This is a genomic window from Streptomyces sp. CNZ301 (assembly GCF_004217425.1).
This window is the reverse complement of the sequence record NZ_SHLG01000001.1, coordinates 5,600,258-5,625,103: the sequence shown is the minus strand read 5'-3', so window position 1 is coordinate 5,625,103 and position 24,846 is coordinate 5,600,258. Positions and strand designations below refer to the sequence as shown.

The following is a 24,846-nucleotide window of genomic DNA, read 5'->3' as shown; positions in this document are numbered from 1 at the left end:
AAGACATAAGGGGCATGATGACTTGACGTCGTCCCCACCTTCCTCCGAGTTGACCCCGGCAGTCTCCCGTGAGTCCCCAGCACCACAAGGGCCTGCTGGCAACACGAGACAAGGGTTGCGCTCGTTGCGGGACTTAACCCAACATCTCACGACACGAGCTGACGACAGCCATGCACCACCTGTACACCGACCCAAAGGGAAACCACATCTCTGCGGCGATCCGGCGTATGTCAAGCCTTGGTAAGGTTCTTCGCGTTGCGTCGAATTAAGCCACATGCTCCGCCGCTTGTGCGGGCCCCCGTCAATTCCTTTGAGTTTTAGCCTTGCGGCCGTACTCCCCAGGCGGGGCACTTAATGCGTTAGCTGCGGCACGGACAACGTGGAATGTCGCCCACACCTAGTGCCCAACGTTTACGGCATGGACTACCAGGGTATCTAATCCTGTTCGCTCCCCATGCTTTCGCTCCTCAGCGTCAGTATCGGCCCAGAGATCCGCCTTCGCCACCGGTGTTCCTCCTGATATCTGCGCATTTCACCGCTACACCAGGAATTCCGATCTCCCCTACCGAACTCTAGCCTGCCCGTATCGAATGCAGACCCAGGGTTAAGCCCCGGGCTTTCACATCCGACGTGACAGGCCGCCTACGAGCTCTTTACGCCCAATAATTCCGGACAACGCTCGCACCCTACGTATTACCGCGGCTGCTGGCACGTAGTTAGCCGGTGCTTCTTCTGCAGGTACCGTCACAAAAGCTTCTTCCCTGCTGAAAGAGGTTTACAACCCGAAGGCCGTCATCCCTCACGCGGCGTCGCTGCATCAGGCTTCCGCCCATTGTGCAATATTCCCCACTGCTGCCTCCCGTAGGAGTCTGGGCCGTGTCTCAGTCCCAGTGTGGCCGGTCGCCCTCTCAGGCCGGCTACCCGTCGTCGCCTTGGTAGGCCATCACCCCACCAACAAGCTGATAGGCCGCGGGCTCATCCTGCACCGCCGAAGCTTTCCACCCGGTAGAGATGCCTCCCCGAGTCGTATCCGGTATTAGACCCCGTTTCCAGGGCTTGTCCCGAAGTGCAGGGCAGATTGCCCACGTGTTACTCACCCGTTCGCCACTAATCCACCCCCGAAAGGGCTTCATCGTTCGACTTGCATGTGTTAAGCACGCCGCCAGCGTTCGTCCTGAGCCAGGATCAAACTCTCCGTGAATGCACTAGACACCACGAAAGAGCGGCACAACCAGGAGGAATAATCCCGGCGTGCACAGCATCCTCGCTGTCAATCAAAGAAATCCCACGCCTCCACAAACAAATGTGAAGACACGAGGGTATCAACATATCTGGCGTTGACTTTTGGCACGCTGTTGAGTTCTCAAAGAACGGACGCTTCCATCACGACCCTCACAGGCCGCTCCGGGCGCTTCCCTCTCGGTAAACCCGACACTATCAGAGCTGATCCGACAGTTGATCCGGGGGTGCTTCCCGGCAACATCCGGAATTCGGAGTCGTATTGGGAAGCGGTACGGATGCCGAACGTCGCCGAGGAGTTCACCGAACTCCTGTGGCTCGTCGGATCCTTCGCCGCGGAAACCGTTCAACCGGCTTCGCAGCGGCGTGAACAGTAACAGGTCGCGAGGTGCGGACGCACATCAGGCGGCTGTCGGCACCGTCGTCGGCCTGTCCTCCGGGGAGACGTCCCCCGTCTCCCCGGCCCGTGCGGCACGGCCTCCAAGGACGTAAACGTAGGCCAGGAAGAGGAGTTCGCTGACGACGCCGATCGCGATGCGGGCCCACGTGGGGAGACCGGACGGCGTCACGAAGCCCTCGATGATCCCTGAGACGAACAGCACAGCGGCCAGTCCGATGGCCATGCCGATCGCCGAACGTCCCTCTGCCGCAAGCGCTGCGCGCCGGCTTCGCGGTCCCGGGTCGATGACCGTCCAGCCCAGTCGCAGGCCTGTGCCCGCGGCCACGAAGACCGCCGTGAGTTCGAGGATGCCGTGCGGAAGGATGAGACCGAGAAAGGTGTCGAGGCGGCCCGCGGACTCCATCAGGCCGATGCCGATGCCGAGGTTGAGCATGTTCTGGAACAGGACCCACAGCACCGGGATGCCGAGCAAGGCGCCGAACGCGAGGCAGACGGCGGCGGCTTGGGCGTTGTTCGTCCACACCTGGGCCGCGAAGGACGTGGCCGGGTGGCTCGAGTAGTACGACTCGTACTGGCCGCCCGGCCGTGTCATCTCGCGGAGTTGGTCCGGTGCGGCGATCGCCGAGCGCACCTCCGGATGGGTGCCGATCCACCAGCCGACCAGGGCGGCCACCACGACGGAGAGCAGCGCGGCGGGGACCCACCAGTGACGGCTGCGGTACACGGCGGCGGGGAATCCGGCGGCGAAGAAGTGGGCGGCGTCATGCCACGAGGCCTTCCGCGGGCCCGTCACCGCGCTGCGCGCGCGTGCCACGAGAGACGTGAGGCTTCCGGCGAGCGCGGGATCGGGTGCGCTCGACTGGACCTGGGAGAGGTGTGTGGACGTGCGCTGGTAGAGCGTGACGAGTTCGTCCGCCTCGTGACCGGACAAGCGGCGCCGACGGCGCAGCAGTTGGTCCAGTCGGTCCCACTCCGCCCTGTGCGCGGCGACGAAGACATCCAGATCCATGGTGAGAGCTTGGCAGACGGCTCGGTGGGAACGGCAGACTGTGCGGAGAGGGACTGTCGGCTGTGGGCGGAGGCACGGTGAGCGAGCTCGTAACGGGAGATGCCGTCGTACTCGGTCTCCGGCCCGCGCGGCTGCCGACCCGTGCGCTGGCCGTCTTCATCGACCTGGTGCTCGCCTGGGCCGTCTACCTGGCGGTCTCACTGGCGCTGCTGACCGCCGTCGCCTCCCTGGACGACGCGGCGATGGCGGCCGTCCAGGTGGCGTTGTTCCTGCTGGTGCTGGTCGGCGTTCCTGTCGCGGTGGAGACGCTGAGCCGCGGAAAGTCCGTGGGCAAGCTGCTGTGCGGTCTTCGGGTGCTGCGGGAGGACGGCGGGCCCGTCCGCTTCAGGCACGCACTGGTGCGCGGGGCGATCGGGGTCATCGAGATCCAGCTCTTCTTCGGCGTCGTGGCCTGCGCCGCTTCGCTGGTCTCGGCGCGCGGCCGACGGCTCGGTGACGTGTTCGCCGGAACCCTCGTCGTCAGGGAGCGGGTGCCCGAGGCGAGCGGGACACCCGCCCCGCCGCCTCCGGCGTGGCTGGCGGGCAGCTTCGCGGAACTGGATCTGTCGCGAGTGCCGGGCGGTCTCTGGCTGGCAGTGCGCCAGTACCTGATGCGTGCCGGGCAGCTCGACGAGGCGGTCGGCCGGTCGATGGCAGAGCAGCTCGCGGCGGACCTCGTGTCGTGCACGGGCGTCCCGGCGCCCCACGGCGTCCCGGCGGCGGCTTATCTGGCGGGGGTCGTCGCGGAGCGGCAGGCGAGGGAGGCACATCGGACGTTCGGCCCTCAGGGAGTCGCGCCGGTGGCTCCCGCGGGCCCGCTGCCCACCGCCCCTTCGATTGCGGACGCTCCTCCCGGAGCGGGTGGGGCCTTCGGTTCCGGACATCCGTGGGTGCCTGTCTCGGGTTCACCCGCGGAGTCCCCTCAGACTCAGGAGAAGGTGCCCGAGCCTCCCAGGAGCACCGGGTTCGTGCCGCCCTCGTGAGGTGCTCGGCGGCTCAGCCGAAGCCGGAGGGCGGTGACTCCAGTTCCTCCAGCTCGACCCCGGGGGCCGCCAGCACGACGTCGCCGGCGATGTGGACGGCGTGCTGCTCCCCGGTGTCGACCTCGCCGACCTGGTAGTTCCCGACGACCAGGGGCCCGTTGTCAGTGGCGTGTGTTTCGGTGGTCACCAGCGTCCAGGACTGATCGAGCGTGCGGGGTGCCAGGACGGGGGGTGTCAGTGCGACGAGGCGTACACGGGTGGCAGGAGCGCCGGCGGCCTGGCGCAGCAGCCGGGACGTCGCGACGAGGAACGCCGGGGACCCGCCGGTGAAGGAGTGCGCGACGGCATTGCCCTCCTGAGCGCGTTCGCCTGCCGGGTCGGTGCGGACCCAGGTGACGCCGTCCAGGGCGGCGCCGCGTACCTGCCATCCACCGGCGTGGAGTTCGAGCCGGACGGGGCGGCCGAGTTCGTCGAGGGCCAGATCGACGGAGCCGGCGTGATCACCGGAAGGGGTGGTGATCTGCGAGACGTAGCGCCAGCCGGAGGCGCCGGTGGCGCAGTGGAAGTGCTCGTTGCCGAGGGGAGTGTGATCGTGCGGATCGTGGAGCGAATACCGGCCGCGTGGCATACGTGGACTCTACGTGCGTGCAGATGGGCAGGCCGAAGGCCCCCGACTGGCGGGCGGGGGCCTCGGCATCGCTCACGGATGCCCGCCGGCGCCCCCTGTGAGGGGGCGGTGCGGCGGGCTGCCGGCCGTCAGTAGCGGTAGTGGTCCGGCTTGTACGGGCCCTCGACGGGGACGCCGATGTAGTCGGCCTGGTCCTTGCGGAGCACGGTGAGTTTCGCTCCGAGGGCGTCCAGGTGCAGACGGGCGACCTTCTCGTCGAGGTGCTTGGGCAGCACGTAGACGTCGGTCGGGTAGGCGTCGGTCTTCGTGAACAGTTCGATCTGGGCGATCGTCTGGTTCGCGAAGCTGTTGGACATCACGAAGGAGGGGTGCCCGGTCGCGTTGCCCAGGTTCAGCAGGCGCCCCTCGGACAGCACGATGATCACCTTGCCGTCGGGGAAGGTCCAGGTGTGCACCTGGGGCTTGAGCTCTTCCCTGACGACGCCCTTGATCTCGGCGAGGCCGGCCATGTCGATCTCGTTGTCGAAGTGGCCGATGTTGCCGACGATCGCCTGGTGCTTCATCCGGGCCATGTCCGAGGCCATGATGATGTCCTTGTTGCCCGTGGTGGTGATGAAGATGTCCGCCGTCTCCACCACGTCTTCGAGGGTCACCACCTGGTAGCCGTCCATCGCGGCCTGGAGCGCGCAGATCGGGTCGATCTCGGTGATCAGCACGCGGGCGCCCTGGCCGCGGAGCGAGTCCGCGCAGCCCTTGCCGACGTCGCCGTAGCCGAAGACCACGGCGGTCTTGCCGCCGATCAGGACGTCCGTGGCCCGGTTGATCCCGTCGATCAGCGAGTGCCGGCAGCCGTACTTGTTGTCGAACTTCGACTTCGTGACGGAGTCGTTGACGTTGATCGCCGGGAAGAGGAGCGCCCCGTCCTTGTGCATCTCGTACAGACGGTGCACGCCGGTGGTCGTCTCTTCCGTCACACCGCGGATCTCGGACGCCAGCTGGGTCCACTTCTGCGGGCTCTCCCGCAGGGTGCGGTTCAGCAGCTCCAGGATCACCCGGTGCTCGTCGTTCTCAGCGGTGTCGACGGAAGGAGCGGCGCCGGCCTTCTCGTACTCCACGCCCTTGTGCACGAGGAGCGTCGCGTCGCCGCCGTCGTCGAGGATCATGTTCGGCCCGCCGGTGGAGGCTCCCGGCCACGTGAGGGCCTGCTCCGTGCACCACCAGTACTCCTCCAGCGTCTCGCCCTTCCAGGCGAAGACCGGGACACCCTGCGGGTTGTCCGGGGTGCCCTCGGGACCCACCACCGCGGCGGCGGCAGCGTGGTCCTGGGTGGAGAAGATGTTGCAGGACGCCCAGCGGACCTCGGCGCCCAGGGCGGTCAAGGTCTCGATCAGGACGGCCGTCTGCACGGTCATGTGGAGGGAGCCGGTGATGCGGGCCCCGGCCAGAGGCTTGTCAGCGGCGTACTCCTTGCGGATCGCCATCAGGCCGGGCATCTCATGCTCGGCCAGGGTGATCTCCTTGCGGCCGAAGGCCGCAAGGGAAAGGTCCGCGACCTTGAAGTCCTGGCCGTTGGAGGTCGTCGTCATGCGAGCTGCTCTCCTCGATGTCGAGGTCATGGCTGACAGGTCCGTGCTGCGGCGCTCGGGCTCCGTGTGCGGTGCCTGCACTGCGTACGTGACACAGCACACACGGGCACACTGATCCCTTGCTCGCAGCCCAGTCCGTCGGAGGCCCTCTCTCCCTCGGTGGCCCGCTGCGCGGACCGGCCGATCTGCCATCAGCAGCGACGTCTGTGCACTACGAATTTACACCGCTCGTCCAGTCGAACGGATTGCCCACGGTGCGAGCAAGGGCGGACCTGGACTGATTTCGGCCGCACAGTGCGCGCAGTTGTGCCGATGCCCAACAGTGGGGCCTTCCACACCTCTGCACCTAATTTGACAAGGGCGCGAAGGAATGCATTTCCCTTGCACAGGAGGGAGTTCAGCGGCGGGCGGGGCCCGTCGGGCCGGGCGGATCAGCTGGACGCGGGCGACACCGTCGACCGGTAGACGTCGGGTTCGAGATAGATCACACGCGCGCTCGGCACCGATCCCCGGATGCGCTCCTCAGCGGCGTCGATCGCTCGCGCGACCTCCGCCGCGGTGTCGTCGTGCTGCACGGCCACCTTCGCGGCGACGAGCAGTTCGTCCGGGCCCAGATGCAGCGTCCGCATGTGGATGATGCCCGTCACGGTCTCTCCGTCGACGAGGGCGTCACGGATCTTCTCGCGCTCAGCCGGATCGGCGGACTCGCCCAGCAGCAGCGACTTGGTCTCCGCGGCCAGGACTATCGCGATCACCACGAGCAGCACTCCGATGCACAGCGTGCCGATGCCGTCCCAGACGCCGTCTCCGGTCGCGATGGCGGCGCCGACACCGAAGAGCGCGAGTATGAGACCCACCAGCGCACCGAGGTCCTCGAGAAGGACGATGGGCAGCTCGGGCGCCTTGGCACGCCGTACGAACTGGGTCCAGCTCAGCGAGGCGCGGACCTCGTTCGACTCCTTGATGGCCGTCCGGAACGAGATCGTCTCCGCGATGATGGCGAAGACCAGCACGCCCACCGGCCAGTACCAGCTGTCGATTTCGTGCGGGTGCTTGATCTTCTCGTATCCCTCGTAGAGGGCGAAGACGCCTCCGATGGTGAACAGCACGATGGAGACGAGGAATCCGTAGATGTAGCGCTCGCGGCCGTAGCCGAAGGGGTGCTCCTCGCTCGCCTCCTTCTTGGCCTTCTTGCCACCGAGCAGCAGCAGTGCCTGGTTACCCGAGTCGGCGACCGAGTGCACACTCTCCGCGAGCATGGAGGACGAGCCGCTGAATATGAAGGCGACGAACTTGCCTACTGCGATGGCCAAGTTCGCGCCGAGCGCGGCGATGATCGCCTTCGAACCGCCTGATGCACTCATATGAGTCGGTCGTCCCTCTCTGGGTGGATATGCGGAAATCCGCACTGTCGTCGGTAATTGCGGGCCCCTTGCGGACCTTGCCCGTCCCTGTCGGTGCGGACAGCCGGGAGCGCCCGTCAGACAGCCACGGTGGCCCGGAAGAGCGTACCTTCACCGGTCACTGCGACCCGCTCGCCCGCCGGTACGTACACGGACTGGCCACGTTCCAGGACCAGTTCGTCCTCGCCCCGGCCCGCGTCGCCGCGCAGCACGATCCGGCCCCCGGCGCACAGCACGATCTGCGGCGTGCGTGAATCCAGCGGGCCCGCCGCCGCATCCGGAGCGACCACGAAGCGGGACAGGCGGAATTCGTCGACGGGCACCTCGTAGCGCTCCTCGCCGCCGGGGCCCGCCTCCGGGCGCAGTACGGCAGGTTCTCCGGGTTCGAAGCGGACGATGCGCAGCAGCTCCGGGACGTCCACGTGCTTGGGGGTCAGCCCGCACCGCAGAACGTTGTCCGAGTTGGCCATGATCTCCACACCGAGGCCGCCGAGATACGCGTGCGGCACTCCGGCGCCCAGGTAGAGCGCCTCCCCGGGGCGCAGGGACACATGGTTCAGCAGCATGGCCGCGATGACGCCCGGGTCGCCCGGGTAGTGGCGGGCGAGCGAGGCGCACACGGCATACGCAGCGGCGTCGGCAGCGGCAGAGTCGCCCGCGCCGGCAGAGGTGCCGGGACCAGCGCCGGCACCGGCGGCCGCGGCGAGCCGTTCCGCCGACCTCGCCACCTCTGTGACGGTGCCGGACATCTCCTCACGGTCCGCGGTGAGCACGGCGGTCAGCACCTCGCGCAGCGCCGCGCTCTCGGGGCTCGCCCGCAGGATGTCCACGTACGGCTCGATCGCGTCGACGTCGAGTCCGGCCAGCAGATCCGCGGCGTTCCCAGCGCGCCGGAAGCCGCACAGACCGTCGAAGTCCGTGAGCGCGCAGATCAGTTCGGGCTTGTGGTTGGCGTCCTTGTAGTTGCGCTCCGGCGCGTTCACGGGGACGCCGCGCGCCTCCTCGTCGGCGAAGCCCTGCCGCGCCTGCTCCAGGTCCGGGTGCACCTGGAGCGAGAGCGGCGACTCCGCGGCGAGAAGCTTCAGCAGGAAGGGCAGGCGCGGCCCGAAGGCCCGTACGGTCTCCGGGCCCAGTTCCCCTTCCGGGTCCGCCGCGATGACGTCCGTCAGAGCCTGCTCGCCGCCGGCGCGCTCCAGCGTCGAGGGAGCTCCCGGGTGCGCGCCCATCCACAGCTCTGCCTGCGGCTCACCGCTGGGCGGGGTGCCGAGGAACTCCGGGATGGCTGTGGCGGAGCCCCACGCGTAGGGCCGGACGGTGTTGGTGAGGCGGTCCATGGGGTGGCGCTTCGCTTCCTTACGGCAGTACGTCTGTACGGCAGGTGGGACGGTCAGGGCGATGATGTGCCGCTGTCGGCCAGCGCGAGGTAAACGGCGGCGAAATCCGCGGTGGCGATCAGTTCGGCGGCCGCTTCGAGGGGGCTGCTGCCCTCGGCGGGTTCGAGTTCGCTGAGCGGGGCCTCGTGCCCGTACGCGAGGTCTCGCGCGGCGACGACGGCGGACTCCGGGCCCGGCGCCCGGTCCCGCAGCAGAACGATTCGGGCGCGCAGCGACTCGGGCGCCTCCACGCGGTCGCGGAAGAAGTCGTCGATGCCGGGGCCCCCGGAGAGCATCCCGGACAGCAGCGCGCCGTGCGCCGCCATTGCCTCCGGAAGCGCGGCGGCCAGGGCGGGCAGGCCGGGGAGTGCCGCGAGCGTGGTCGCGCTGTGCCGTGCGACGGCTCCCGCGACGGCGCCTTCGCTCCACAACAGCGGGAAGGTTTCCGAGAGTTCGGCGGCGAGCGACTTGGCCGGATTGCTGTATGCGGCGACGGCGGGCCCGCAGCGTTCGGCGAGGCGGTCGAGGCGGTCGGCCAGCGCCTCCAGCTCCTGCTCCCCGGCGGGGAGCAGGCCGACGCGGTCGAAGAGTACGAGGAGGGGCGTCAGCATGGACCACAGAAGGCCCGGCACCACTGTCATCCGCGGCTCGACGGGCCGTGGATGCGGCACTGCGGCGGCCTCGGCCCCGGCGTCTTCGTCAGGGGCGTGAGCGCCGTGCGCGGGGGTGGCACCGTTGGCGGAGGCGTCCCCCGCCGGGGAGGCGTTCCAGGTCGCGGGAGGCGTTGTGCCCAGTGGCACCGCGAGCCCGTGCGTCTCCCGTGTCAGCTCCGCCACGGGCACATCGGCAGGGCTGACCGTCACGACGGTGCAGCCGCGCCGGTACGCCTGCTCGATCAGCATGGTCAGCCCGGCCTCGGCTCCGTCCGGCGTCGCCACCAGCAGCAGGTCGAGCGAACCCGCCCAGCCGGGGAGGGCCCAGCGCAGCGCACCGGGCGCCGCGAGCGGTCCGGAGGGGCGCAGCAGCGTGACGGGGATCGCGTCGTCGGCGAGGGCCGTGAGCAGATCTGCGACGCAGGCCGGGGCCGGTCCGGGGCCGGCGACGAACACCGCTCGCGGCCTGCCGTCGGGCCGCAGCGCGGTCAGCCCCGTCTCGGTGGCCCGGCGCACAGCCGTACGTACGTGCGCACCTGCTTCGGCGGTGCCGCGCAGCAGGGCGTGGGTGTCCGCGCCGGCGAGGGCCTCTGGAGAGTCGAGCAGTGACTCGTCGAGCATCTTCCGGAGCCTCCGATCGGCCGCTGGACGACGAGTTGCCGGCCCCGCGTGCTGTGGGTGAAGGGTTTGCTGCCCGGTTGCGGCCGGGCCGGCCGAGGCGTCAGCTCGGGCGCCGCGCCTCGTCGACGAGGAGCACCGGAATTCCGTCGCGCACCGGGTAGACGAGGCCGCACTCGGTGGCGCCCGTGCAGATCAGCTCCTCGGCCTCCTCGCGGAGCGGCGAGTGGCACGCCGGGCAGGCGAGGATCTCCAGAAGACCGGCTTCGAGCGGCATGAGTTGTCCCTTTCGCAGGCGGGCGGCTGCGGTCAGCGTACCGCCGGGGACATGGCCGTCGTCGTGCGGGCGAGAGCCGCAGCGTCCGGGCGCCGTCGGGCGGTTTCCGGGAGGAATACGGGAAGCGAACCGGAAGCGGCCCCGCCCCGGCGCCGCCTCTTGCGCTCCCGGCGCGGGGAGGCGCAGCCGCGGCGCCCGCGTGAGCCGCGGGCTCACGCGGCTCACGCGCGCACGATCGCGAGCACCTCGTCCCGCACCGCGTCCGCCGTCTCCCGGTCACGTGCCTCGACGTTCAGCCGGAGCAGCGGTTCGGTGTTGGACGCCCGCAGGTTGAACCACCAGTCGGCGGCGGTGACCGTCAGCCCGTCCAGTTCGTCGAGCTCGACGCCCTCCCGGTCCTCGTAGGCGGCCCTGACGGCGGCGGCGCGGCCGGCCTGGTCGTCGACCCTGCTGTTGATCTCCCCGGAGGCCGCGTAGCGGTTGTACTCGGCGACGAGTTCCGACAGCGGTCCCGGCTGCCCGCCCAGCGCCGCGAGCACGTGCAGGGCGGCGAGCATGCCCGTGTCGGCGTTCCAGAAGTCGCGGAAGTAGTAGTGCGCGGAGTGCTCACCGCCGAAGATGGCGCCGGTGCGGGCCATTTCGGCCTTGATGAACGAGTGCCCGACGCGTGTGCGCACGGGGGTGCCGCCCTGCTCCCGTACGACCTCGGGCACGGACCACGACGTGATCAGGTTGTGGATGACGGTGGAACCGGGCGACTTGGCGAGTTCACGTGCCGCCACGAGCGCGGTGATCGCGGACGGCGCAACGGGGTCGCCCTTCTCGTCGACGACGAAGCAGCGGTCGGCGTCGCCGTCGAAGGCCAGCCCGATGTCCGCACCCGTCTCCCGCACGCGCTGCTGAAGGTCGACGATGTTCTTCGGATCGAGCGGATTGGCCTCGTGGTTGGGGAACGTCCCGTCCAGTTCGAAGTACATGGCGTCGAGTTGGAGAGGAAGGTTTTCGAAGACGGTCGGAACCGTGTGCCCTCCCATGCCGTTCCCGGCGTCCACGACGACGGACAGCGGCCTGATCGAGGTGAGATCCACGAGGGTGCGCAGGTGCTCCGCGTAGTCGGACAGCACGTCCCGCTCGCCGATCGTCCCTTCGGGAACTCCGTCCGGGCGCTGAGGGGCCCCCGACTCGGCCCAGCGCTCGACGAGTTCGCGGATGTCGGCCAGCCCGCTGTCCTGCCCGACGGGAAGCGCGCCGGCACGGCACATCTTGATCCCGTTGTACTGGGCGGGATTGTGGCTCGCGGTGAACATGGCGCCGGGGAGGTCGAGTTGACCGCTGGCGAAGTAGAGCTGGTCGGTCGAGCAGAGACCGATCTCCGTGACGTCCGCTCCCTGGCCGGCGGCTCCACGACCGAATGCGTGGGAGAGGCCCGGTGAGGAGGGCCGCATGTCGTGCCCGACGACGATCGCGGACGCCTCCGTGACACGTACGAAGGCGGCTCCGAACAATTCGGCCAGCGACTCGTCCCATTGGTCCGGAACGACGCCGCGAACGTCGTACGCCTTCACGATCTCCGACAGATCAGCCACGGGGCGGCCCTCTCCTGCGTCCTGGGGTTCCTCAGCAGCCGCTGAGTGCCCCAAATCTACCCGCCGGCCCCGTGATCTCCGGTGCGGCCGGGGCCCGTCGGGCGCGCTGTGCGGAGCGCCCCGGAACCGCAGGGCGTGCCGTGGGGCTTTACGGTTCGGGCGACCTCAGTACGCGGAGGTGGCCGCGGCGGGCGACCTCCATCGGGTCGGAGTCGCGGCCCTCGGGGCCGCCGACGGCGTCGGGCGGCGCGGCCCGATCAGGGTCGCGCCGCGGCGTACGGGCGGCCTCACGCACGGCGTTGGCGAGTGCTTCGAGATCGTCACCGCTCGGGCGCGCCGGGCCCGCGTCGATCGCGAGACGCACGACTTCCCATCCGCGGGGGGCAGTCAGGCGTTCGGAGTGCTCCGAACACAGGTCGTAGCAGTGTGGTTCGGCGTATGTGGCGAGCGGGCCGAGCACCGCGGTGGAGTCCGCGTAGACGTACGTCAGCGTCGCGACGGCGGGACGGCCGCAGGCGGTTCGCGAACAGCGACGTACAGGGCTCACGACGATGGACCGTACCGCACTCTTGAGCGGCCTGCGACGACTCTCCTTGACGTCACTCCGTCGTGTCGTCCTGGTTGGCCTGAAACACCTGATCTGCGGGAAAGCTCGGACGCCGACACCCTTGCCCCCGTGGAGAGTCGGGCATCACACCTCATGCGGTCGGGAGTTGTGCTCAACCGGGTCGACGGACGCGAGATCATCGATCGTTCCTGCAATGAAAAGCGACCCGAAAGAACATGACACTGGTCACTCTGTGACACGACCGTGAATCACCCGGTGACCGCCGATCCCGGTCGTGCGGCCGCTAGGCTCGTGGCGATGAACAGCCCCGTACCGCCTCGCGGACCGGACGAACCCGGCCGGCCCGGCGACTCCGATCAGGCACCGCGACGGCGCGACCGTCACGGCCGCGGCATGCGCGGACCCGTCGCACCGCCCCAAGTACCGCTCGCCGTCAGCCGTTCGGAGGCGTTCGACGATCTGGTGCGCGATTCGGTCAGCAGGCTGGAGCGGCGCTGGCCGCAACTGGCCGGCGTCGAGTTCGCGGTGCAGGAGGTGCCCCGCAGCGACAACGGCGAACTGGACGAACAGGCCGAGGCGGTGCCGCTGGGCCGGGTGGCCGAGTCGAAGAGCGGGCGGCCGGACCGGATCGTCGTCTACCGGCGCCCGGTCGAGATCCGCACCCGCAACCGCGACGAGCGGGCACTGCTCGTGCACGAGGTCGTCGTGGAGCAGGTCGCCGAACTGCTGGGGCTCTCACCGGAGTCGGTGGATCCGCGGTACGGGCAGGACTAGGGGACTGTCCGGCAGCGGCGCCCGGATTCCGTGCGCGGACGAAGAGTTGGAGACGGGCGTTGCCCGCGACTCTTAACCGTCCGACTGCGCAGGGCTTCAGGGGATGGATTTCGGATCCGGTGGAGGCGGTCGGCGCGGCGTGGTCGCGCGCCTCTATATTCCTTGACACGTATATACGCGAGGAGGCATATTGGCTTCCGTGACGGATGCCACGTGGACCGCGCTGGCCGATCCCCACCGCCGGGCGATGCTCGACGTGCTGCGCGGGCGCGCATGCGCGGTGGGCGAACTCGTCGACGAGTTGGGGTTCACGCAGCCGACGACGTCCAAGCATCTTCGGGTCCTGCGCGAGGCGGGACTGGTGAAAGTCCGTGTCCACGCTCAACGCCGCATCTATTCGATCGATCTTGAGCGGATGGCCGAGCTCGACGCTTGGCTGGCGCCGTTCAGGCAGCTGTGGAACGAGCGGCTCGACGCGCTCGGCAGGCACCTCGACCGGAGCGAGTCCGGGAGCGGCGAGCACGACGGCCGGAAACAGGACCGGCCGCAGTGCGAGAGCCGAAGGCGGGGACGCTGAGGAGCGCGAGAGCAGAAGAGCAGGAGAGCAAGTCATGGACCGTGGAAGCTACTTCGAGTACGACGGCCGGCCCGCGGTGCGCTTCCAGCGCACCTACCCGCACACCGCCGAAAGGCTGTGGGCCGCGATCACCGATCCCGCCGAGCTCGCGCACTGGTTTCCCAGCGCCGTGCGCATGGACGCCCACGAGGGCGGAAAGGTCGAGTTCACCGGCGACCCCGCGGCGGAGCCGACGTCGGGGACCGTCCTCGTCCACGAGCCCCCGCGCCGCCTCGCGTTCACGTGGGGCGGCGACGAACTGCACTTCGAGATCGAGCCCGTTGACGACGGCAGCTGCACGCTCACGCTGATCAACGTGCTCGACGCGCGGGACACCGCCGCGCGCAACGCCGCCGGCTGGACCGTGTGCCTGGCCGAACTCGGCAAGCACGTCTCCGGCGCCGGCGCGGAGGGCCCGCACAGCGAATCGGCCGAACCGTGGCGCCCGTTGTACGAGGAGTACGTCGCCGCGGGCATGCCCTCGGGGGCACCTGTTCCCGGAGTCTCGGGCGACGGGAGCTGAGGTACGTCGGCTGAGGTAAGAGCCGCCGGGCGGCGGAACGGCGCGGGAGCCCAGGGCCCCGCGCCGGGCGGCGGAACCCGGGGCGTGCAACCGGCCGGAACGGCAAGGGCGTTCAGGCCGGTTGCTCGTCGTTGCGCGAGGTACCCCTCGTTACGCGAACTGCCCGGGCCGGTAGTCACCGGCGGGCTGCTGGATCATGACGTTCACGCGGTTGAAGGTGTTGATGAGCGCGATGGCGAACACCAGCACGGCGAGCTGGTCCTCGTCGTAGTGCTTGGCGGCGTTCGCCCATGCCTCGTCGGTGACACCGCCGGCCGCGTCCGCGATGCGCGTGCCCTGCTCCGCCAGTTCCAGGGCGGCACGCTCGGCGTCGGTGAAGACCGTGGCCTCCCGCCAGGCCGCGACCAGGTTCAGGCGCAGGGTGCTCTCTCCGGCCTCCATCGCGTCCTTGGTGTGCATGTCGGTGCAGAAGCCGCAGCCGTTGATCTGGCTGGCGCGGAGCTTCACCAGCTCCTGCGTCGCAGCGGGCACCGTCGAGTCCGCGAGCACCTTGCCCGCGGCGACGACGTGCTTGAGGATCTTCGCGGCGTACGGATTGCCGAAGAGGTCCAGTCGAGCGTCCATAGAAGAGCTCCTCTGCCGGTGGCTTGTGGTTACACCTCCATGACGGGACAGCCCGGCGGAATGTGACAGGACGGGATGTGACGTACGGCTCACCGGCCGCAAGGCGTCGGGTGAGCGTTACGCACGCACGGCGGCGGACACCCGACGGCGAACTCCGGTACCGCCTCCGGAGTTTGGCCGGACAGGCGGACACGGGGGCCGGGGAGAACGGCCCGGACATCGGGAGTGCAGGACGGGACGGGCGGACACGGCCGGGACGGACCGCCCTCCCTGCGGTGGGCTCGCCCCCGCCCCTCAGTCGTTCAGCACCGACAGGTCCTGGCCGGAGCGCGGAACCAGCACCTTGCCCCGGTCGTCGGGCAGCGGCTGCACGGTGAACGCGGGCACCTTGCCCTGCTTCTGCTCCAGCATCCGGGAGGCGTACAACTGCCCGCCCGAGAGCCGCTCGACGGTCACCGCGTAGGTGCCCTTCACGCCCTTCGGGCGGGGCGGCACAAGGGACTTGGTCGTCTTCCCCTTGACCGTGAGCGTCTGGCTGACCGGGCTGCCGCCCTTGCTGCCCGCCGAGGCGGTCACGCGCACCTTCACCGACTTGCCGGGCGCCATCAGCGAGAGCCGGGAGCCCTTCTCCTGGTTGTCGGCGGCGGTGGCACGGTCCGTGAGGGGCGCGGTGCCGGGGATGAAGGCGGTCTCCTGGCCGGCGCCCTTGCCCCGGGTGACGCGCGCTGCCGCCACGACCGGCGTCGCGCCGGCCCCGCCATCCGAGGGCGTGAGGACGAGCGATCCCGCCTCCCCCTTGGTCAGGTCCTTCAGATCGACGGCGGTGAGCATGCCGCCACGCACGTGCAGCGTCTCGTGACCGGCCGGCGCGATCTGCCCCGACGGGCTCGCAAGCCTGACCTTCAGGTCCGCGTCGTTCTCCCCCGGCGCGAGGACGACCAGGCGAACCGCCGTGGCGTCACCGGGAATTCCGGGGAGCACAACGCTCGGGTCCGGGTCGGCCACGGACGAGACCCAGTCTCCGCCGGCCTTCTCGTCCACCGCCTGCACCTGCGCGCCCACACGTCCGGCGCGGGCGACGACATGGACACCCAGATTGGTCAGCCGCTCGGACGTCAGCGTGGACAGCAGCACCGGCACGGTCGAACGCGGCGGGACGGTGATGCCCTCACCGGCTTCGGAGGCCACCCGGCCCTTCTTGCCGAACAGGTTCAGGTCGACGACGGCGCTCGAGTCGTCGGGGTTGGTGAGGTGGACGTAGTCCTGCCGCTCCTTGGCGGTGCTCGCACCCGGGAACCAGAAGTCGGTGTCGGGCACGTTGCACGACGTCCCCTGGATGCCGCGTCCGGCGCCGACCGCGACGCTCGTCGTCTGCTGGACCGTCCAGCCGGGAGCGACCCGGCCTTCGGCGGACCCGAAGAGGGCGGAGGCGTCGGAGGAGTCCGATCCGGCCGTGACGGGCTTGCCGGGCGTACTCAGCGGGGCGAACGGCTTCGGTTCCGGTGCTGGCTTCTTGTCCGCGTCCTTGTCCCGGTTCCCGCCCTTGTCCTTGTCCTTGTCCTTGTCCTTGTCGCTGTCGCCCCTGCCCCCGCCGTCCCCGCTCTCCGAGCCGCCGGTCTCCGCCTTCTCCGCCCGGAAGAGCTCGGCGTCGCCCTTGCCCTTGCCCCCCTCGGGCGCGAAGGACGTGTAGCGGGTCTCGGCGACGTCCGAGACGCTGGGCTGCGGGCAGACGAGCGTCGAACGCTCGACCGGCCTGCGTCCGGCCGCGGAGACGCCGGCGGGGTCCTCACCGCCGGGCGCCGTGAGAGCCGCGGCGCCGGTCAGCGCGGCGAGTGCCGTGGCCGCGCCGATGAGGGTCATGCTCGTGCGGTTCACTGCTGATCGCTCCTGTTGCCGTACCGCGGTTCGTAGCCGTACGGGTCGGCCTGCCCGGTGCCCTCGTATGCGTCGTACTGCTGCGCCGGGTAGGGGTCGTCGTACCGCTGCCCGTAGCCCACGTCGTACTGCTGCCTGTCGTCGCCGTAGGACCGCTGCTGCGGCTCGAACGGGGCGGTGCCGGCCGGGTCGTACGAGTCGCCGTAACGGGACGACCCGTACTGCGAGTCGTAGGACGACGGCTCGAACTGCCGCTCGCCATAAGACTGTTCGTGATCGCCGTCGTAGCGGGTGCCGCCGTCGAAGTCCGCCCCGTGCGGGGCAGGTGCCGGAACGTCCGGAGCGCGCTCAGAGGGCTCGGGCCCGTCCGCGGCCCCGGCCTCGCCCGCCTCCGCGGCGCGAGCCGCCTCGGCTGCGGCCAGCCTCCGCGCCCGGCGGCCGCCCTCCGCTCCCTGCGCGGGCACTCCCGCGGCGCCCGCGACAGCCGCCTCCGGAAGGTCGTCGTCGACGCTGCGGCGCCGCCCGGGCAGCGCCAGGACGAGCACCACGACCGCGAGGAAGCCCTGGAGCCACACCCAGGCGGTGCGCGTCACGCTCGTCTCGTGGGTGACGTCCAGCCGGCCGCCGCCCGCCGGAAGCCGGAAGCCCTGCGCCCAGCCGTCGACCGTGACGGTCTCCAGCGGCTTGCCGTCGAGGGTCGCCGTCCAGCCCGGGTCCGCGGCGTCGGCCAGGCGGAGGATCCTGCCGGACTCCCCCGGCCGCAGCTCCGTGTGGACCTCCAGCGGCCCCGCCGGCACGGGCACCGGGTCGGCCGACTTCCCGCCCGCGCCGCCCGGGTCGTCCCTGCCGGGAGCCACGATGCTGACGCGCGAGACCTGGCGGTCCACGCGCCACAGCGCGCTGCCGTCCTCCTGGCTGCGCCGTGTCAGCCCAGGAGTCGCGTCCAGGACGCGGCTCATCTGCCGGGGCGCCGCGTCCCGTACGAGCACATAGCGCACGGCGTAGCCGCCGAGCTGCTCGCTCTGGTCGGCGCCGGAGCCGGCGACGAGGTTGGCGACCACCCGTGCGAGCCGGGCGTCGTCGCCTCCCGCGGCCGCGAGGTCGCCGTCGCCGAGCCTGGCTCCCGAACCGCGGACGATGGAGTACGACACGTCCGAAGGGGCGCGGGACGCGTCGCCCGCCTCTCCGGAGAGCACCAGCGTGCGCGCCTGGTCGCTGGTGCGGCTCTCCTCCGCGACGAAAGCCGGCACCTGCACCGGGTCCCGCCGGGACAGGGGACCGTCGGCGCCGCCCACCATCCAGCCGACGGCCGCGACGAGCGGAGCGGCCACCGCCGCCGCGGCGACGATCGCCGCCGCGGGCTGCTTCCAGCCGAAGCTCTGTTCCGCGACCCGCTCCTTGGCGCCCTCGGCACCGACGAGGGCCGCGCACAGCAGCGCGAGCCCGTAGACGAGCGTAGCCGGGCCGGCCCAGGCGACCGAGTTGGCGAGCACCGCGTACAGCAGCCCGACCAGGGCCGCACCCCAGGCGGCGCGGATCGCCGGCTGCCGTTCGTCGCGCAACAAGGCGGCCATCGCCGCGAGGACGACCCCGATCAGCAGCAGACCACCCGCCGCTCCCGGCCCGCCGGGCGTGAGGGTCAGCAGACCGAGCGCGTCCCCGGACCCCGCGCCGTAGGGCAGACCGGCCTCGCGGAAGAATCCGGCCGGGCTCATCAGCAGCGACAATGACCACGGGGCCAGCAGCACCATCGGCGTCACGAGGGCGATGCCGTTGCGGGTCAGGGTCCCTTTGCCGGCACCGTCGGCCGCGGACCCCTCCACGGCATCCGTGAAGCCCAGCCGCCGCAGTACGAGCAGCACGGCGGTCAGGGTCAGCGCGATCAGCCACACGACGGGCGTGAAGGCGGTCGTCAGTGTCAGCAGGAGCGCGTATCCCCAGACGGTCCGCCACCCCGGCGCTCCCCGCAGACCGCTCACGGCGACAGCGGCGCGCGCGAGCAGCGGCAGCACGACAGCCAGTACGGCGGTGCCGATGCGGCCTCCGGCGAGCGCACCGGTCGCCGCGGGCAGGAGCGCGTACGCGACGCTTCCCCAGGCGCGCAGCAGCCGGGACTCCACCAGCGGCCGCGAGGTGAAGTACGCGGTGAAGCCGGCCAGCGGCACCGAGCAGACCAGCAGCAGCGTCAACGCGAAGCCGGTGCTGCCGAAGAAGACGGTGGCGACCATGGCGACGATCGCCAGGTACGGCGGCGCCGTCTGCGTGCCGCCGATGCCGACGGGATGCCAGCCGTCGACGTAGCGGCTCCACAGGTCCGAGACGTCCGCGGGAGCCGGCAGCAGCGCACCGCCGGCGAGCGCGCCACCGCCCAGCAGTTGGCGGCACGCGATCAGGGACACCAGGAGCAGGACCGCGAAGAGCACGGGGCCCGGCTTGCGGGCGACCTGCTTGACCCGCGCGAACTGCTCGACGTCCAGATAGTCCGCGTCCTCGTCGCCCGGCCCCGTCTCCACGGCGCCGTGCCGGCCCCCGGAGGACATGTCGGGTTCCGCGCGTCCGCCGAAGTTGCTCGCGACCTGCTCGGCGGTGGCCCGCACGGTCGCCCCGGGCGGCGGGAAGAGGTGCCGCAGTTCGCTGTAGGGGACGGCCGGCTTGCCGCGCCTGCGGCGCGCGCCCATGAGCCGCCCCGGTCGCAGCAGCGTCCCGGTCAGGCCGCGCACTTCGTCGACGGCCTGCCGGGGCACCTTCCCGACGAGATAGGCGAGGGTGCGCAGCAGCGTCCCGAGCACGAGCCGCAGCATCACCCAGACGAGCTTCGAGCCGGGCACGTTGGCGAGGAGCGTGTAGACGGCTCCGGCCTTGTCCACGCGGTGCGGGCTGGCGCCGCCGCGCGTTCCGCGGCCCACGCAGTCGACGGGACGCCGCTCACGCGATGCCGCCTCGGCGTGCCGCACCACCGCGTCCGGGACGATCAGCACGCTGTGCCCGGCGGAATGAGCCCGCCAGCACAGGTCGACGTCGTCGCGCATGAGCGGCAACCGCCGGTCGAAGCCGCCGAGTTCGTCGAAGACGTCGCGGCGGATGAGCATTCCGGCGCTGGAGACCGAGAGGACCGGCCGCACCATGTCGTGCTGCCCCTGGTCCTGCTCGCGTCGTTCGACGCCGGTCCAGCGGCGTCCGCTGTTCGCGATCGACACCCCGGCTTCCAGCAGCTGCCTGCGGTCGTACCAGCTGCGCAGCTTGGGGCCGACGACGGTGGCCTTCGGGTCGGCTTCGACGACCCTCAACAGCCTTGACAGCGCGTCCGGTTCGGGAGCGCAGTCGTCGTGCAGCAGCCACAGCCAGTGGACGGGTTCGCCGTACGGCAACTCCGGCATGTCGTAGGCGTCGTCGCGCCATGTGCGCGTGACCGGGTCCCAGCCGCTGGGGCGCTTCAGATACGGAAGGTCGTCGGGGGTGGGCACCCAGGCCGTCCTGGCGGCCTCGTCGACCGCGGCGCCGAATCCGGTGCGGCGGGCCATGTGCAGTACGCGGTCCGGGCCGAGAGTCTCCGTGAGCAGTTGCGCCGATTCGTCGGCGCTGCCGGTGTCGGCCGCGATGGCGTCCTGGACCGGCCGCTCCTGGGAGAGCAGACCGGAGAGCGCTTCGGGCAGCCACCTCGCGCCGTCGTGGGAGACGATCACGGCGGTGACGACGTGCCGCGGAAACTCGGGTGTGGCCGCCTCGTACTGGGCCGCCGTATGGCTGTGCACGGACATCGGGGTGCGGGCCCCTCCCGGGGTACGGGGGTGGTGACCCCCCGAAAGACGCTGCGACTGACTCACAGGCGCTCCGCCCAGCGGGGAGCGGCGCGCCAAGGACGAGCCACACACTAACGGCTCGGTCCGCGCCGCCCATCGGGTCCTGCAAGCTGTCGTACATCCACGCGTACTTCTCGTCCGTGAAAGAAGTCCGTGGCTGTACGGGCAATCGGCGCCCTGCAGTTGATCAGACGGCGGCCTTCTTCAGGCGCCGCCGTTCACGCTCGGACAGACCGCCCCAGATTCCGAAGCGCTCGTCGTTGGCGAGGGCGTACTCGAGGCACTCGGAACGGACCTCGCAGGCGAGGCAGACCTTCTTCGCCTCCCTGGTGGAGCCGCCCTTCTCCGGGAAGAACGACTCGGGATCGGTCTGGGCGCACAACGCGCGTTCCTGCCAGCCGAGCTCCTCGTCAACCTCTTCGACCAGCACTTCCTGGAACAGCTCGGTCATGTGCGCCCCTCGTCCGTCTTTGCGTCCCCGTGATGGCGTCGTTATCGATCGCGACTGAACGACACGTGTGAAATTACAAGTGTGCCGATCTGCGGCAGTCAAGCCGAGATCTGCTATTGGGTCCGTTATTCACTCTGCGGAACCAAGGGGGACCGGAAAGTGTTCATATCACCTCGAACCCTCCCATACGACCCCGGTGATCACCGTCCACGACCCCTCGGGCCGGGACCGGCGGCCACCGCCGGGCGCATCGACCACCGTCAGGCCGGCCAGCCGTGATCACGACCCGGTCACGGATGTACAACGACGTTCAAGCGCGCGGGTGTTGCGCCAAGTGTCCTGATTCGGATGGCACAAACCTTTGGGCGAACACCGAGACCGGATGTGATGAATCAGTCACCGCCGAGGCGACATCCGAGTTGACAGCGCCCCGGGCCTCTCGGTCTCCTTGACCGCATGCCAGTGACTCCCAGGCTCTTCACGGCCGCCGCCGCGCGGCCCCTTCGCGCTGCTCGCGTCGCCACGGGTCACTGTCGCTGTCGCTGTCGCTGCTGTTGAGAGGCGTCTCTCCCCTTTCGGCACCCACCCCGACGCTCCCGTGTCCGGCCGCACCCGGCCGGTCTCTCCGGCCCGTTCCCCGGTCGTCCCGGCTCCCGCCCGGCCATGCTCCGGGCGTCCCTTCAGCGCGAAAGACATCACCGACGTGAACAGCGACATCGAGATCGCGGGCGACCCGCTCGCCCTCCCCCACCTCATGCCGTCCGCCCCTGCCCACCCCGCGACCGTCGCGGGCTTCGCCGGAGTGGCACGTGCGATCGCCGCCGACCGCTCCCAGTGGGAGCCGCTGGTGCGGTACGACCCGGCCACCCGCTGGTACCACCGGCTCCGCACCGGCCCGGGCTACGAGGTGTGGCTGCTGAGCTGGCTGCCCGGACAGGGCAGCGGGCGCCACGACCACGGGCCGTCCTCCGGCGTGTTCACCGTCCTCGAGGGCGAACTGACCGAACACGCGGACGGGACGGGCCGAACACTCCGCCCTGGCGGCCTGCGCGTGTTCGCGCCCGGATATGTGCACGAAGTCGTCAACGACGGCCTGCTTCCCGTCGTCAGTCTGCACATCTATTTCCCGGGGCTGACCGAGATGCCGATGCGACCTCCCCACCCCGGTACGGAAGTTGCCGGCGTCGCGGCGTGCGCGGCGGCACCGGTGGCCCCGCCCGCCGGCTGAACGTCCGCGCCGCCCACACCCGGGAGCGGCGACCGCCCTGCTGTTCGACCGCTGTCTGCTGACACACTGGTCCGCATGGAGCGGATCGTGGTTCTGGCCGGGGGCATCGGTGGTGCCCGCTTTCTGCGCGGACTGAAGTCCGCGGCGCCCGACGCGGACATCACCGTCATCGGCAACACCGGCGACGACATCCATCTGTTCGGTCTGAAGGTCTGTCCCGACCTCGACACGGTGATGTACACGCTCGGCGGCGGCATCAACGAGGAGCAGGGCTGGGGCCGTGCCGACGAGAACTTCGCGGTGAAGGACGAACTGGCGGCCTACGGCGTGGGCCCCGGCTGGTTCGGGCTCGGCGACCGCGACTTCGCGACCCACATCGTCCGTACGCAGATGATGAGCGCCGGGTATCCGCTCAGCGCCGTCACCGAGGCGCTGTGCGCCCGTTGGCAGCCCGGCGTGACGCTGCTGCCGATGACGGACGACCGCGTCGAGACCCATGTGCTCATCGACACCGCGGACTTGGAGGAGGCACCGGCACAGGCCACCGCCGGAGGCGAGAGCCGCAAGGCCATCCACTTCCAGGAGTACTGGGTGCGGCTGCGCGCCTCTGTCGACGCGCACGCGGTGGTTCCCGTGGGCGCCGAGAGCGCCAAGCCCGGCCCCGGCGTGCTCGACGCCGTCACGCAGGCGGACGTCATCCTCTTCCCGCCCTCCAACCCCGTTGTCAGCGTGGGCACGATCCTCGCCGTACCCGGTATCAGGGAGGCCATCGCCGAGGCCGGCGTGCCCGTTGTCGGGCTGTCGCCGATCGTCGGGGACGCGCCCGTGCACGGCATGGCCGACAAGGTGCTCGCCGCGGTCGGCGTGGAATCCACCGCCGCCGCGGTCGCGCAGCACTACGGCAGCGGCCTGCTCGACGGCTGGCTCGTCGACACCGTGGACGCCGGATCGACGCAGGCCGTCGAGGACGCCGGAATCCGCTGCCGTGCCGTCCCGTTGATGATGACCGACACGGAGGCGACGGCCGCGATGGCGCGTGAAGCGCTCGCGCTGGCTGCAGAGGTGGGGGCATGACGACAGGCACCGCGGACAGCGGCGGGTCCGGGCCGGACGACGGCCGGCGGGCACCCGCGTACCGGGTGTGGGCCGTGCCCGGCATCCCCGAAGTGCGCCCCGGCGACGACCTGGTGAAGCTCATCGTGGCCGCCGTGACAGACGTGACAGGGGCGGAGGACCAGCCCGGAACGGCCGGCGAGGACGGCACGGCGGGCGGGCCCGGCGCCACGGGCCTGGCGGACGGCGACGTACTCGTCGTCACGTCGAAGATCGTGAGCAAGGCCGAGGGGCGCGTCGTGCGGGCCGACGACCGCGAGGCCGCCATCGATGCGGAAACGGTGCGCGTCGTCGCGCGCCGCGGTCCCGCGCGGATCGTGGAGAGCAGGCACGGCTTCGTGATGGCGGCGGCCGGCGTGGACGCCTCCAACACCCCCAAGGGAACAGTGCTGTTGCTGCCCGAGGACCCGGACGCGTCGGCCCTGCGGATCCGCGACGGACTGCGGGACGCACTGGGCGTCGACGTCGGCGTGGTCGTCACCGACACGTTCGGACGGCCGTGGCGCGAGGGCCAGACGGATGTGGCCATCGGCGCCTCGGGCGTTCGCGTCCTGGAGGATCTGCGGGGCGGCCTCGACACCTTCGGCAATCCGCTCGGCGTCACCGTCACCGCGGTCGGTGACGAACTGGCGGCGGCCGGCGAACTCGTCAAGGGCAAGGCGGACGGCCTGCCCGTCGCCGTGGTGCGCGGGCTGCCGCAGCATGTGCTGGAGCGGCGGGACACCCCGCGCCCCGCGGACTCCTCCGGCACGGAGGCGGCCACCTCGGCACGGGCACTGGTGCGGGACGCCGCGCACGACATGTTCCGGCTGGGCACCTCGGAGGCCGTACGGGAAGCGCTCGCGCTGCGGCGGACCGTCCGCGAGTTCACGTCCGAGCCGGTGGACGGCGGCGCGGTGCGCCGAGCCGTCGACGCGGCCGTCACGGCCCCGGCCCCGCACCACACGACGCCGTGGCGCTTCGTGCTGCTGGAGTCACCGGAGTCCCGGCTGCGGCTGCTCGACGCGATGCGCGAGCAGTGGATGGCCGACCTGCGTGCGGACGGCAAGAGCGAGGAGAGCATCGCCAAGCGGATCCGCCGCGGCGACGTGCTGCGGAACGCGCCGTATCTCGTGGTGCCCTGCCTTGTGGCGGACGGTTCGCACGACTACCCGGACGAGCGGCGGTCCGCCGCGGAGCGGGAGATGTTCGTCGTCGCGTGCGGCGCCGGCATCCAGAACTTCCTGGTGGCACTGGCCGGTGAGCAGCTGGGCTCGGCGTGGGTCTCCTCGACGATGTTCTGCCGGGAAGTGGTTCGTGACGTGCTCGGACTCCCCGGCGACTGGGACCCGATGGGCGCCGTGGCCGTCGGACGCGCGGCAGCACCGCCGCGGCAGCGGCCGCCACGGGACGGCGGCGACTTCGTCGAGGTGCGCTGAACCCGTCGCCGGGGCTGAACCGGGCCGGGACGCGCCCCTACCGCAGGCGGCGGCCGGTCTCG

Annotated in this window: 20 protein-coding genes and 1 rRNA gene; 7 read left to right on the top strand and 14 right to left on the bottom strand. The window is 70.6% G+C overall.

The annotated features are described in order from the left end of the window. A 16S ribosomal RNA gene (locus EV375_RS24190) occupies positions 1 to 1,201 on the bottom strand; the annotation flags it as partial. A gap of 439 nt (positions 1,202 to 1,640) precedes the next feature. Further along, positions 1,641 to 2,648 carry a stage II sporulation protein M gene (locus EV375_RS24185; RefSeq protein ID WP_130301494.1) on the bottom strand — a complete coding sequence of 336 codons (1,008 nt, stop codon included), beginning with the start codon at positions 2,646 to 2,648 and terminating at the stop codon, positions 1,641 to 1,643. A 77-nt stretch (positions 2,649 to 2,725) separates the two neighbouring features. Here EV375_RS24185 and EV375_RS24180 point away from each other — a divergent pair, with 77 nt between their 5' ends. Continuing rightward, positions 2,726 to 3,670 carry an RDD family protein gene (locus EV375_RS24180; protein WP_130301493.1) on the top strand — a complete coding sequence of 315 codons (945 nt, stop codon included), beginning with the start codon at positions 2,726 to 2,728 and terminating at the stop codon, positions 3,668 to 3,670. Positions 3,671 to 3,683: 13 nt separating this feature from the next. On the opposite strand, the gene EV375_RS24175 is transcribed toward EV375_RS24180, so the two are convergent. From EV375_RS24175 to EV375_RS24140, 8 genes are all read right to left on the bottom strand, one after another. Further along, entirely contained in the window at positions 3,684 to 4,298 is a 615-nt protein-coding gene (locus EV375_RS24175) for a hypothetical protein (protein WP_130301492.1), read from the bottom strand. Positions 4,299 to 4,426: 128 nt separating this feature from the next. Next, positions 4,427 to 5,884: an adenosylhomocysteinase gene (gene ahcY, locus EV375_RS24170; protein WP_130301491.1), complete on the bottom strand. Its 1,458-nt coding sequence runs from the start codon at positions 5,882 to 5,884 to the stop codon at positions 4,427 to 4,429. A 431-nt stretch (positions 5,885 to 6,315) separates the two neighbouring features. Beyond that, entirely contained in the window at positions 6,316 to 7,248 is a 933-nt protein-coding gene (locus EV375_RS24165; RefSeq protein ID WP_130301490.1) for a cation diffusion facilitator family transporter, read from the bottom strand. A gap of 116 nt (positions 7,249 to 7,364) precedes the next feature. Beyond that, positions 7,365 to 8,621 (bottom strand): mannose-6-phosphate isomerase, class I, encoded by a 1,257-nt coding sequence (manA, locus tag EV375_RS24160; RefSeq protein WP_130301489.1) that lies wholly within the window; start codon positions 8,619 to 8,621, stop codon positions 7,365 to 7,367. A gap of 53 nt (positions 8,622 to 8,674) precedes the next feature. After that, the gene (locus EV375_RS24155; RefSeq protein ID WP_130301488.1) at positions 8,675 to 9,934 is read right to left on the bottom strand and encodes an SIS domain-containing protein; all 1,260 of its coding nucleotides are present in this window, start codon (positions 9,932 to 9,934) and stop codon (positions 8,675 to 8,677) included. A gap of 100 nt (positions 9,935 to 10,034) precedes the next feature. Further along, complete coding sequence (locus EV375_RS24150) at positions 10,035 to 10,208, bottom strand: Trm112 family protein (protein WP_130301487.1); 174 nt, start codon at positions 10,206 to 10,208, stop codon at positions 10,035 to 10,037. A 221-nt stretch (positions 10,209 to 10,429) separates the two neighbouring features. Then, positions 10,430 to 11,794, bottom strand: a complete 1,365-nt coding sequence (locus tag EV375_RS24145) for a phosphomannomutase/phosphoglucomutase (protein ID WP_130301486.1) — start codon at positions 11,792 to 11,794, stop codon at positions 10,430 to 10,432. Positions 11,795 to 11,942: 148 nt separating this feature from the next. Next, positions 11,943 to 12,341: a DUF3499 domain-containing protein gene (locus tag EV375_RS24140; RefSeq protein WP_207228246.1), complete on the bottom strand. Its 399-nt coding sequence runs from the start codon at positions 12,339 to 12,341 to the stop codon at positions 11,943 to 11,945. A gap of 318 nt (positions 12,342 to 12,659) precedes the next feature. Between EV375_RS24140 and EV375_RS24135 the strand changes: the two genes are divergently transcribed. The 3 genes from EV375_RS24135 to EV375_RS24125 all read left to right on the top strand — a co-directional run bounded on the left by EV375_RS24135 (position 12,660) and on the right by EV375_RS24125 (position 14,275). Beyond that, entirely contained in the window at positions 12,660 to 13,136 is a 477-nt protein-coding gene (locus EV375_RS24135; protein WP_130301484.1) for a metallopeptidase family protein, read from the top strand. Positions 13,137 to 13,335: 199 nt separating this feature from the next. Next, positions 13,336 to 13,713: a metalloregulator ArsR/SmtB family transcription factor gene (locus tag EV375_RS24130; RefSeq protein WP_130301483.1), complete on the top strand. Its 378-nt coding sequence runs from the start codon at positions 13,336 to 13,338 to the stop codon at positions 13,711 to 13,713. Positions 13,714 to 13,747: 34 nt separating this feature from the next. After that, positions 13,748 to 14,275: an SRPBCC family protein gene (locus tag EV375_RS24125; RefSeq protein WP_130301482.1), complete on the top strand. Its 528-nt coding sequence runs from the start codon at positions 13,748 to 13,750 to the stop codon at positions 14,273 to 14,275. 150 nt (positions 14,276 to 14,425) lie between these two features. On the opposite strand, the gene EV375_RS24120 is transcribed toward EV375_RS24125, so the two are convergent. The 4 genes from EV375_RS24120 to EV375_RS24105 form a co-directional block, all read right to left on the bottom strand. Beyond that, on the bottom strand, positions 14,426 to 14,899 hold the full coding sequence (locus EV375_RS24120; RefSeq protein ID WP_130301481.1) for a carboxymuconolactone decarboxylase family protein: 474 nt from the start codon (positions 14,897 to 14,899) through the stop codon (positions 14,426 to 14,428). Positions 14,900 to 15,193: 294 nt separating this feature from the next. Continuing rightward, the gene (locus tag EV375_RS24115) at positions 15,194 to 16,774 is read right to left on the bottom strand and encodes a DUF5719 family protein (RefSeq protein WP_130301480.1); all 1,581 of its coding nucleotides are present in this window, start codon (positions 16,772 to 16,774) and stop codon (positions 15,194 to 15,196) included. Then, positions 16,771 to 20,532 (bottom strand): glycosyltransferase family 2 protein, encoded by a 3,762-nt coding sequence (locus EV375_RS24110; RefSeq protein ID WP_130301479.1) that lies wholly within the window; start codon positions 20,530 to 20,532, stop codon positions 16,771 to 16,773. Before EV375_RS24110 ends, EV375_RS24115 begins: the two co-directional genes overlap by 4 nt. A 229-nt stretch (positions 20,533 to 20,761) precedes the next feature. Next, positions 20,762 to 21,025, bottom strand: coding sequence for a WhiB family transcriptional regulator (locus EV375_RS24105; protein ID WP_028436999.1), 264 nt, complete (start codon positions 21,023 to 21,025; stop codon positions 20,762 to 20,764). A gap of 703 nt (positions 21,026 to 21,728) precedes the next feature. On the opposite strand from EV375_RS24105, the gene EV375_RS24100 reads away from it, so the two are divergent. From EV375_RS24100 to EV375_RS24090, 3 genes are all read left to right on the top strand, one after another. Further along, positions 21,729 to 22,253 carry a cysteine dioxygenase gene (locus EV375_RS24100; RefSeq protein ID WP_130301478.1) on the top strand — a complete coding sequence of 175 codons (525 nt, stop codon included), beginning with the start codon at positions 21,729 to 21,731 and terminating at the stop codon, positions 22,251 to 22,253. A 75-nt stretch (positions 22,254 to 22,328) separates the two neighbouring features. After that, positions 22,329 to 23,327 (top strand): 2-phospho-L-lactate transferase, encoded by a 999-nt coding sequence (gene cofD / locus EV375_RS24095; protein WP_130301477.1) that lies wholly within the window; start codon positions 22,329 to 22,331, stop codon positions 23,325 to 23,327. Next, the gene (locus EV375_RS24090; RefSeq protein WP_130301476.1) at positions 23,324 to 24,784 is read left to right on the top strand and encodes a coenzyme F420-0:L-glutamate ligase; all 1,461 of its coding nucleotides are present in this window, start codon (positions 23,324 to 23,326) and stop codon (positions 24,782 to 24,784) included. The genes cofD and EV375_RS24090 overlap by 4 nt, the downstream gene beginning before the upstream one ends. Positions 24,785 to 24,846: the final 62 nt, after the last annotated feature.

What these genes read in the sequence shown, in the direction of transcription:
- EV375_RS24185 (WP_130301494.1), bottom strand. Translation starts at nt 2,648, where the DNA reads ATGGATCTGGATGTCTTCGTCGCCGCGCACAGGGCGGAGTGGGACCGA.
- EV375_RS24090 (WP_130301476.1), top strand. Translation starts at nt 23,324, where the DNA reads ATGACGACAGGCACCGCGGACAGCGGCGGGTCCGGGCCGGACGACGGC.
- cofD (WP_130301477.1), top strand. Translation starts at nt 22,329, where the DNA reads ATGGAGCGGATCGTGGTTCTGGCCGGGGGCATCGGTGGTGCCCGCTTT.
- EV375_RS24175 (WP_130301492.1), bottom strand. Translation starts at nt 4,298, where the DNA reads ATGCCACGCGGCCGGTATTCGCTCCACGATCCGCACGATCACACTCCC.
- EV375_RS24110 (WP_130301479.1), bottom strand. Translation starts at nt 20,532, where the DNA reads ATGTCCGTGCACAGCCATACGGCGGCCCAGTACGAGGCGGCCACACCC.
- EV375_RS24120 (WP_130301481.1), bottom strand. Translation starts at nt 14,899, where the DNA reads ATGGACGCTCGACTGGACCTCTTCGGCAATCCGTACGCCGCGAAGATC.
- EV375_RS24150 (WP_130301487.1), bottom strand. Translation starts at nt 10,208, where the DNA reads ATGCCGCTCGAAGCCGGTCTTCTGGAGATCCTCGCCTGCCCGGCGTGC.
- manA (WP_130301489.1), bottom strand. Translation starts at nt 8,621, where the DNA reads ATGGACCGCCTCACCAACACCGTCCGGCCCTACGCGTGGGGCTCCGCC.
- EV375_RS24165 (WP_130301490.1), bottom strand. Translation starts at nt 7,248, where the DNA reads ATGAGTGCATCAGGCGGTTCGAAGGCGATCATCGCCGCGCTCGGCGCG.
- ahcY (WP_130301491.1), bottom strand. Translation starts at nt 5,884, where the DNA reads ATGACGACGACCTCCAACGGCCAGGACTTCAAGGTCGCGGACCTTTCC.
- EV375_RS24135 (WP_130301484.1), top strand. Translation starts at nt 12,660, where the DNA reads ATGAACAGCCCCGTACCGCCTCGCGGACCGGACGAACCCGGCCGGCCC.
- EV375_RS24105 (WP_028436999.1), bottom strand. Translation starts at nt 21,025, where the DNA reads ATGACCGAGCTGTTCCAGGAAGTGCTGGTCGAAGAGGTTGACGAGGAG.
- EV375_RS24125 (WP_130301482.1), top strand. Translation starts at nt 13,748, where the DNA reads ATGGACCGTGGAAGCTACTTCGAGTACGACGGCCGGCCCGCGGTGCGC.
- EV375_RS24155 (WP_130301488.1), bottom strand. Translation starts at nt 9,934, where the DNA reads ATGCTCGACGAGTCACTGCTCGACTCTCCAGAGGCCCTCGCCGGCGCG.